Source organism: Microcoleus sp. Pol11C3, assembly GCF_036701485.1.
Lineage (GTDB): Bacteria > Cyanobacteriota > Cyanobacteriia > Cyanobacteriales > Microcoleaceae > Microcoleus.
In genome coordinates this window covers 1-8,920 of sequence record NZ_JAUBQW010000190.1, presented here as the reverse complement: position 1 = coordinate 8,920, position 8,920 = coordinate 1, and the positions used below count along the sequence as shown (strand labels likewise).

The window sequence follows — 8,920 nt, the reverse complement described above, 5'->3', positions numbered from 1 at the left end:
TTATCTTTAGTTGAGTTTGAATATATCGGTCGCTCCTATTCATAGTTTGCGATCGATTATTCAGCAAGCCCTACATATAAATTAGACGCAATCTTCTGTAGGGAAACTGCAATGCTGTGTCCCTACCTGAAAACTGCTGTAACAGTCAACAGTCAACAGTCAACAGTCAACAGTCAACCATTATCTAATTGACTGCCGCACATTTTACAAAATCTAGCATTAGCATCGTGTACAGACCAACCGCAACCTTTACAAACAGCTTCTCCATGATTAGCACTTTTAACTAATTGTTTAATCAAATCCCCCAATTGCCAAGGAATCAGAGCAATTCCAGTCAAAATCATCAAAATAGTCAGAAAACGGCCGGATTCAGAAATCGGAGTAACATCGCCAAATCCCACGGTGGTCATCGTGACAACCGAGAAATAAACAGCATCCAAAAAAGTTTCAAAACTTTCGGGATTTGCCGGATGTTCGACTTGATAAATCAAACCAGAATAAACAAAAATTATTGCCAGCAAAGTAAACAAAATCCGAGCAAAAATAACCCCATCTTCGCTGCTGATGCGGAAAATAGAAATTTTTAATTCCAGAAAGCGGATGAGTCGGAGAATCCTAAACCAGCGAAAAATTCGGATAAAACTAACGTTGACAAATCCCAGCAAAAATGGTAATATTGCCAGCAAATCAATAATTGAAAAAAAACTAAAAATAAATTTAACTCGATTTTCGGCACACCACAGCCGCAACAAATACTCAACTGCAAAAACAATTAAAAGCGCTGTATCGAGAGTCTGCAAATTAATTCTAGCAGCTTCGGAAATTGGGTAAGTTTCGGCGATGAAGCTGGCGGCAGATAAAAGAATGAGTCCGGTAATAGTTAAATTGACGGTTCTGCCAATTGGGGTTTCGATGTCTTCGAGATAAAATCCCATTTGCGATCGGGTTAACATAGATGAGATAATTAATACCATTTATGAGGTAAGGGAATTATCGCATATGAGTATCGAATTAACTAAGGGTGAAAGGTTCAATCTTTCTAAAGAAACTCCTGATTTCAGTAAAATTGCGATCGCCCTGGGTTGGCAAGTCAGCCATAAAGCACAAAACTGCGACATTGACGCATCTGTTTTTATGTTAGGGGCTGACGGTCGCATTCCTGATGAAAAGTATTTTGTATTTTACAACAATCTGACATCACCGGACGGTTCGGTGCGACATTCAGGAGACAGCAGGAATGGACAAATAGACGGAGATGATGAGACGGTTTATCTGGATTTAAGTAAAATCAATTCGGCGATTCAGGAAATTGTGTTTGTGGTGACTATTCACGACGGACAGGAAAAAAATCCAAGTTTTAGTCAAGTTGAAAATGCTTTTATCCGGCTTTACAATTCAGAGACTCTTAGCGAATTGGTTCGGTACAATTTAAATCAGATATTTTCCCAAGAAACGGCTTTAGAATTTGGACGTTTGTATCAGAAGAATGGCGAATGGAGGTTTCAGCCGATAGGACAGGGATATAATGCTGGGCTGCAAAGTTTTGTAGATAAGTATTATGTTGAGAATGCGGTTGAGAAAAGCTCGAATTCTGGTGAGAAGGTTGATGATGCTGAGGTTGTGAGGCGGTTTAGCGATCGGGTGGATCGGTTATTGCGCGAAGAGGCGATCGAGGAGACACCGATTCCAGTATCTAGGGAAGCGGTAGAACAGTCCGTGGCTACTCCTGCGAATGCGGATATTCTGGAATCTGAGGAGGATCTTGATGATACTGTTTCAGAGTTCCAGGAACCAGCTATCAGTGCGGAGGAATTTTTGGAACGGTATCAGAAAGAACGAAATTTTACGGGAGTTAATTTAGCGGGAGTCAATCTGAGCAGAAAAGTCTTGGGTAAGGTCAACCTGAGTAGCGCTAATCTAAGCGGTGCAGAACTCTCTCAAACAAACTTATCTAGTGCTAACCTGAGTGAGGCAAATTTATGTCAGGCAAACCTTTACAGAGCCAATCTAAGCTCAGCAAATTTACGTAAAACACAATTCGTCTATGCAAATTTAAGTCAAGCCAATCTGTTGAGTGCGAACCTAATTGAAGCTAATCTGAGTGGGGTAAATCTCACCGTGGTTCATTTGTCTCAGGGAGTAGATTTCAGCAGGGCAAACCTCAGTAAAGCAAACTTAACTGGGTTGAATTTGAGGCAATCGAGATTGATGAATGCTGATTTGAGTAATGCCAACCTAAGTAAGACAAAACTATTCGATGCAAACCTTGAAGGAGCAAACCTTGAAGGAGCAAACCTTGAAAGATCGATTTACAACGCAGAGACTATCTTTCCCACTGGTTTTGACCCTGTTAAAGCAGGTGCTTACTTAATTGCTCCTAATGCTTCACTGCAAACAGCAAACCTAGCTGGTTTTGATTTAAGTTATGTGAACCTGAGTGAAGCTAACTTGAGCGGTGCCAACTTAAAGGGAGCTGATTTGCAGGCAGCAAAACTGCTTCAAGCAAATCTGAGAAAAGCAAATTTGAGTGAAACAAATCTCAACCAAGCTGACCTAACTATGGCAAGCCTAATTGAAGCTAACTTGAGCAAAGCAAACCTTCGAGGTGCGAAACTAGCTGTGGCAAACTTGAGTGGAGCCAACCTGAAACAGGCAGATTTAGAATCGGCTAACTTAGTTGTGGCAGACTTGAGCAAAACGGATTTGAAAGATACAAAATTAGTCAGTGCAAACTTCAGCGGCGCTAACCTGACTGGTGTAAATCTGGTGGGAGTAAAACTTTACTCAGTCAACTTGAGTGGGGCCAACTTGACTCAGGCTAATCTCTGTGGCTCAAGTTTAGTGCAGGTAGATTTGAGTGGGGCCACACTTAGCTCAGCCGATTTGCGCGGTGCAGATTTGAATGGTACAAACCTAGAAAAAGCCAACCTAAAGGGAGCAAACCTAAGTGGGGTGGTAAATCTGGAAAAGGCAAAATTCGCAGGTGCAATTATGCCAGATGGCACAACACACGAATGAATTCGATCGCACGTAGTAAGAGTAAGATGCACAATGTATTTGTGTCAATTTAACAGAAAGTGCGCCAGGGAATGAATTCCCTGCCGGACTGAGTGAAATAGCGTTAAATTGACACCAATGGTGTGCATCGCCCACCCAAAAAATACAGTATGATGAGTGTGAAATATCAAATATATACATTGTCGATGAATGAATCCGACACAGAAATAATAGAATCTACCCTCAGATGGATGACGGAGTTTGTCGAGCTACCGCATCCAGTTTTCAGCGATTTACCCATTTGTCCCTTCACTAAAAAAGCACGCTTGACCAATCAAATTTTATTCAAAATCGAGCGGTTTTCAGCGCTGACTGAGTTCGATCGCGATTCGGCCATAATGAAATCGATTCATGAATTTTACCATTCGGAATTTGAAATCATGTTAGTAATTAATCCCGAAAAAACTGCAATTAGTGCGCCACAAACTAAAGAATTGATAGACAAACTGAATAACCAGATTTCAGAGTTGGGCTTGCTGGCTTTCCACACTCATCCCGAAGAAGATTTTAATATTGACGGGCTTCATACTAGGAGGATGCCGTATCCGGGCTTCACGGTTCAAGTAAATTCTAAGCTGAAGCCAGCTTCCGATGCTTTAGAGAAAACAGAATATTACAAAAATTGGACGCCCCAACAACTAAAAGATTTCGGGATTCCGAGAAATTGACGATCGCCCGCTCTCCCCGCGCATCTCTCAGCCATTACAATTAATTCAGCAAAAAATCTTTACACATAAGAACTCATGCAGCTCAAGTCAACAACCCGCCATATTCGCATATACACCGCCATCCTCGAAGACAACGAACTCGTCCCCAGCAACGACCTTTTGACGCTCGACATTGACCCAGATAACGAACTTAACTGGAATGACGAGTCAGTCAAACAGGTATATGCCAAATTCGACCAACTCGTAGACGCTTACGAGGGCGAAGATTTGACAGAGTACAACCTCCGCCGTATCGGTTCGGAGTTGGAGCACTTGGTACGATCGCTCTTACAAAAAGGCCAAATCAGCTACAATCTCAACAGCCGCGCTGTCAACTACAGCATGGGAGTGCCCCGAGTTGATGCCAAAATTCACCTGTAAGGGCGATCGGGCGATCGGCATTTGTATCAACTTAAGATTGAAACCGATAATAAATGTCGCTTGTAGCTGAGTTTCCATCCCCTCTACTGCCCTTAATAACGGAGAGTAGGGGGGACAAAATGGTTCTCTTTCTGTCCGGCCTTAAGGCGGATTGAGGCCGATCTAGAGTTCGAGCCAAAGGAAAGGCCCAGATGGGGAGAATTGGGAAATTCTGCTTTTATTCTTCTTCCTGCTTCTTTCTGACTCCTGACTCCTGACTCCCTGGCTCCTGACTCCTAGCTTCTTCCTTCTTTTTACCCTGAGCGGAGTCAAAGGGCTTTTTTCCTTCTTTCTTCTCCCCCGCCTCCCCAGCATCAACCGGAGAATTTGGAACGCGATCGCGCTCCAAAAACTGTTTAACTGCAACTTGGCGGTTGGTCATAAAATGACCCCAAGCGCCGGGAAACAGCCCATCCAAGGTTTCCACCAGCGCCCACACCTCAAGATTCATCACTTTGTAATAAAAACTGTGAGAATGTTGAATGCTAGTCAGTATTTCGTCTATTTCAACTGCAGGTAGCAGCTTCGGATCGGACAAATTCTTGCGAAAGGCACTGGACTCATGTAGGGGCATGGTTAAATACTCAACAGCTTGCAGAGGCCGGTCAGTCGATTGTAGATTGTAGATTTTAGAGGGACTCCACAGATGAATCTGTGAGCTTGTCTCCGTCTTTGGGTAAGGTTAAATTTAACTTTACTTGCGAAACTCGGGCACGAGGCATAGAACACCCGGAACCAGAAAACCGAGAATTGATATTTATTTATACCTGTTGGCTCAGGTGATTTCTACCTAGCTGCATCATACCATTATAGTTAGTCTAAAATTTCAATTCGCTTGAGTACCGCGATTTCCTCGGAAATGGCTACTATCAGGAATATGCTGAAAACAGCGTGCTTTCAAGCCGAGGACTTCGGCGTCGCGCCAGCGTCTAACCCTGAAAGCTCATAGCAAGATTCATCGGCGGGTCAACAAAATGGTAGACTATATCGTGTCAGTACAAGACATTAAAACCTACCCCTGGACTGGGGGAAAGTCACGCCTAAAACATTCTCAGGAGATATAACTACGCGCACAAGAGTGCTAACGTGGTGAGCCTAGGAACCTGAAAAATCAGGATATTAGGACTGCGAAGTCTTAAGAATCCCCGTCTGTTGAGTAAGCGGGGGTGTCGAATAATCGCCACGTATCAACCCGTCGAGGTTCAATCGCTAAAATAGTTCAGATCAGCACGCTTGCCCAAAGGCGTCAGAAACCCTTATGCAAAACTCTGTGGCAAAACACTACTTATGGGCTTTAGGTGAAGGGATCAAAGGGTGTAAGCCAGGCGATCTGATCGCTGGTCGCTACTTGGTCAAGCGCGATCGACTTCTTGTCGATACTCAACCCGAACATTTGCCGGAACTGCCCGAAGACATTCCGAGTGTTGTCACTCCTTATCTGAGACTATTTACCTATCAGTTACACGTACCTCAAGTATACGGGCTGGTATCGTCCCAGAGGAGCAAGCTCTCGGGAGATATCTGGCTGCTGGAAAACGGCCCTATTTTGAAGGTGACGGAATCTTTAATGCCGGAATTGGCGGACTCCTGGAAAGGAGCCGCAGCGATGCGCCAGCTCAATTGGCTATGGCAAATGGCGCAGTTGTGGCAGCCGTGTATCTCTCAGGGCGTGGCTTCCACGCTCCTGACTCCGGAACTGCTGCGGGTGGAGGGGCAATTGGTGCGGTTTCTGGAATTGCAGCCCGATCGCAAACCGCCTAATTTGTCGCAGTTGGGCAAATTGTGGCAGCAGTGGCTCGAAGATGCTCACCCGGCTATTGCCAATTTTTTGAGGCAACTTTGCCAGCAAATGGTTGCCGGTCAAGTACGCAACGGCGAACAACTGATGAGCCAGTTGGATAAAGCTCTGGCAAAGTGCGGCCGATTGTACGATCGTCACGTTGAGATTGCCACGGGCACGGATGTCGGCAGAGCAAGGGCTCACAACGAAGATGCTTGCTATCCGCCCAGCGGTACGGTGTTTGCAGGAAAACCGGGATCGTCTGCTTGCGCGATCGTTTGCGACGGTATCGGCGGACAAGACGGCGGCGAAATCGCTTCTTCCGAAGCGATTTCTGTGCTGCGGGAAAAGTTGGAGCAAATGCCCCTGCATCAAGCTAATTGGGACCCGCTGAGCCTGACTTCCAAGCTGGAACGGGCGGCTTGTGCTGCTAACGACAAGATAGCCGGTCGCAACGATAGTGAACACCGCCAAGGCCGCCAGCGAATGGGAACTACGCTAGTTATGGCTTTAGCGCACATTCACGAACTCTACGTCGCCCACGTCGGAGACAGTCGGGCTTACTGGATTACCCGTACTGGCTGCTATCAAGTTACTCTCGACGACGATGTAGCTTGCCGCGAGGTGCGTTTGGGCTACTCTCTCTACCGGGCTGCTTTGGAACAAGTGGCCGCCGGCGCTCTGATTCAAGCTTTGGGCATCAGTTCATCCAACACTCTGCACCCAAATGTGCAGCGTTTTCCGGTGGATGAGGACTGCGTTTTGCTGCTGTGCTCCGACGGTTTGAGTGATAAAGACCGGGTTGAGGAATGTTGGGAAGCGGAGATTTTGCCAATTCTAGACGGTAGCATTAATGTGGCAAAGGCGCGCGATCGACTGATTGAGATTGCTAATACTAGAAACGGTCACGATAACGTCACTGTTGCTTTAATTTACTGTCAGGCACATTTGAGGGAAGACGGCAATACTTTTCCAGAAGTGTCTGTCGCACCTTTAGATACGCCGATCGACCTAATTTCCGACAGCGAGGATATGCCAACGGATTTGACCGAGATCACAAGCCTGGGCGAGGGAAATTCTCAAGGGATAACGCAGTTGTTACAGCGGGACAAAAGCAAAAGCCCATTTTCGCTGCTGCTGAAAATTTTATTTTTATTAGGGTTGGGGGGTGTATTTGCTTATTTTTTCATCCCTCCGGTGGGTCGCGCGATCGATACTGCCGGGGAGTCGATTTTCGGGAAACGCGGTTTAATTAATGCTGGGAACACGCCGGAGAAAAGAGTTCAATCGGTAGCTTCTCCGGTCAAATCTTTAGAAACAGGCTCGTTTATAGAGATTAAAAGTTCTGCGGCGGGGGAATTGCGAAAAGAGGGCGATCGCTTGGATTTGCGCGTCGCAATAGGTGAGTTGACTGTCAAAGGAACAGTCCCAGTCGGCAGCGTTTTGCAGGTAACAAACAAACAACTTACGCCTCAAGGCAATTGGCTGGAATTGAAAGTTTGTTCGATTCCTGAAATAGTGCGATCGAACTCTCCGAAACCCAACTCAAATAAAGATTTTTCTAAAGTTTCAAAACCCGCACTTAATCCATCTCCGGCTGTGGCAACTCCCTCGCCTTCCCCGGCAGTTAAGCCAACAGTTGAATTAGAAATCCCCAAGCTGCAACCGGGGGAAATCGCATGGATTCAAGAACAAGCGGCTGTTGATAAGGTAGTCTCTAACCTAGCCCCAAACCCTAATCAACAGGGGAAATGCGTTAATTATGACTCAAATCCAAATGCTAATTAAACTGTTAATGCTAGCTTCGACCGAGGTAATTTGAGTAAGTTTAGGAAAATGGAAGATGCAGCTTGCTAAAAATAGAATAGTTTAAGGAAGACACAGACCTCAAATAAAACTTGAGACTCCTCAAGCCGAAGATTCATCAACTTCTTGATTCGATCTCAAACTATGACGAAAATTACAGACTATTTCCAGGGAGTTTATGCGGTAAATCTTCCTGAAAGGAAAGACCGACGCCAACTCATAGTCAAGGAATTAGAGGAAGCAGGAATGCCCCTCACGCCCCATAAGGTTGAGATATTTCCCGCAATCCGCCCCGACGAAGCTGGAGGTTTCCCCAGCATTGGGGCGAGGGGATGCTTTTCCAGTCATGTAGGTATCCTCAAGCAGGCAAAACACCAGGGGTTGAGCAATATCCTGATTGTAGAAGACGACCTAGAAATTTCAGCAAAGTTCAGAACAGACCAAGCTGTTATCCTCGAACAACTGTGTCAGCAACATTGGGATTTCGTCTACTTCGGACACGTCGAAGAGGTTGAACAAAAGTCTCCTGTCGCCCTCGTGCCCTTTTCTGAGGGGGTGATGACCACTCATTTTTACGCTGTAAATGGCAGGATTTTCGATCGCCTCCTGCGGTTTCTGGAAGAACTGCAACACCGACCTCCGGGACATCCCGACGGGGGCCCGATGCACCTCGATGGAGCTTATTCTACTTTCCGATCTCAAAATCCCGATGTTGTCACCTTGATTGCTTCTCCAAACCTGGGGTGGCAAAGGAGTTCCCGTAGTGACATATATCCTAATCCGTGGTTTGACCGTGTACCAGGGTTGAGGCAATTGGCAGGTGCAGTAAGAACCAGCAAAACAATGCTGAAGCGTTGGCTTTCTAGTTAATTGAATTCGAGGTTAAAATCCTTCGCTTGTATAAAATCTGTTCGCACAATCCCCCGGAAAATAACTAATACCAAATCCGGGTTTATTACTCCCTTTATGAAGGAGGCGGTTGAAACCTTTTGGCCTCAAACTATACAAATAAAGTCTGCCGGAGTTTACGCGACACGACGCAGGCTCGGACAGACAAGCGAGATCGAGGGGATATTTATAGTCATTTCAAATAAGTATGAGACACTATTCATGCACAATAAGCACGAATAATTTCATCAAGAGATGTGCC

The 8,920-nt window shown here is 45.6% G+C and carries 7 protein-coding genes; 5 read left to right on the top strand and 2 right to left on the bottom strand.

Annotated elements, in window-relative coordinates; all coding sequences use genetic code 11:
* Positions 1–173: 173 nt before the first annotated feature.
* Complete coding sequence (locus tag QUA40_RS26265) at positions 174–974, bottom strand: ion transporter (protein WP_333131324.1); 801 nt, start codon at positions 972–974, stop codon at positions 174–176.
* Between the two features lie 25 nt (positions 975–999).
* On the opposite strand from QUA40_RS26265, the gene QUA40_RS26260 reads away from it, so the two are divergent.
* From QUA40_RS26260 to QUA40_RS26250, 3 genes are all read left to right on the top strand, one after another.
* The gene (locus QUA40_RS26260; RefSeq protein ID WP_333131322.1) at positions 1,000–3,018 is read left to right on the top strand and encodes a pentapeptide repeat-containing protein; all 2,019 of its coding nucleotides are present in this window, start codon (positions 1,000–1,002) and stop codon (positions 3,016–3,018) included.
* A gap of 149 nt (positions 3,019–3,167) precedes the next feature.
* Positions 3,168–3,725, top strand: a complete 558-nt coding sequence (locus tag QUA40_RS26255) for a hypothetical protein (protein WP_333131320.1) — start codon at positions 3,168–3,170, stop codon at positions 3,723–3,725.
* Between the two features lie 75 nt (positions 3,726–3,800).
* Complete coding sequence (locus tag QUA40_RS26250; protein WP_333131318.1) at positions 3,801–4,145, top strand: NAD(P)H-quinone oxidoreductase subunit M; 345 nt, start codon at positions 3,801–3,803, stop codon at positions 4,143–4,145.
* 217 nt (positions 4,146–4,362) lie between these two features.
* Here QUA40_RS26250 and QUA40_RS26245 read toward each other — a convergent pair whose 3' ends face one another.
* Entirely contained in the window at positions 4,363–4,758 is a 396-nt protein-coding gene (locus QUA40_RS26245) for a hypothetical protein (RefSeq protein ID WP_333131316.1), read from the bottom strand.
* 684 nt (positions 4,759–5,442) lie between these two features.
* Here QUA40_RS26245 and QUA40_RS26240 point away from each other — a divergent pair.
* On the top strand, positions 5,443–7,752 hold the full coding sequence (locus QUA40_RS26240) for a protein phosphatase 2C domain-containing protein (protein ID WP_333131314.1): 2,310 nt from the start codon (positions 5,443–5,445) through the stop codon (positions 7,750–7,752).
* Positions 7,753–7,914: 162 nt separating this feature from the next.
* A complete protein-coding gene (locus QUA40_RS26235) occupies positions 7,915–8,640 on the top strand; it encodes a glycosyltransferase family 25 protein (protein WP_333131313.1) in 726 nt (241 codons plus the stop codon).
* Positions 8,641–8,920: the final 280 nt, after the last annotated feature.

Coding starts and splice junctions, on each gene's coding strand:
- QUA40_RS26265 (WP_333131324.1), bottom strand. CDS start 974: ATGGTATTAATTATCTCATCTATGTTAACCCGATCGCAAATGGGATTT.
- QUA40_RS26260 (WP_333131322.1), top strand. CDS start 1,000: ATGAGTATCGAATTAACTAAGGGTGAAAGGTTCAATCTTTCTAAAGAA.
- QUA40_RS26235 (WP_333131313.1), top strand. CDS start 7,915: ATGACGAAAATTACAGACTATTTCCAGGGAGTTTATGCGGTAAATCTT.
- QUA40_RS26250 (WP_333131318.1), top strand. CDS start 3,801: ATGCAGCTCAAGTCAACAACCCGCCATATTCGCATATACACCGCCATC.
- QUA40_RS26245 (WP_333131316.1), bottom strand. CDS start 4,758: ATGCCCCTACATGAGTCCAGTGCCTTTCGCAAGAATTTGTCCGATCCG.
- QUA40_RS26240 (WP_333131314.1), top strand. CDS start 5,443: ATGCAAAACTCTGTGGCAAAACACTACTTATGGGCTTTAGGTGAAGGG.
- QUA40_RS26255 (WP_333131320.1), top strand. CDS start 3,168: ATGATGAGTGTGAAATATCAAATATATACATTGTCGATGAATGAATCC.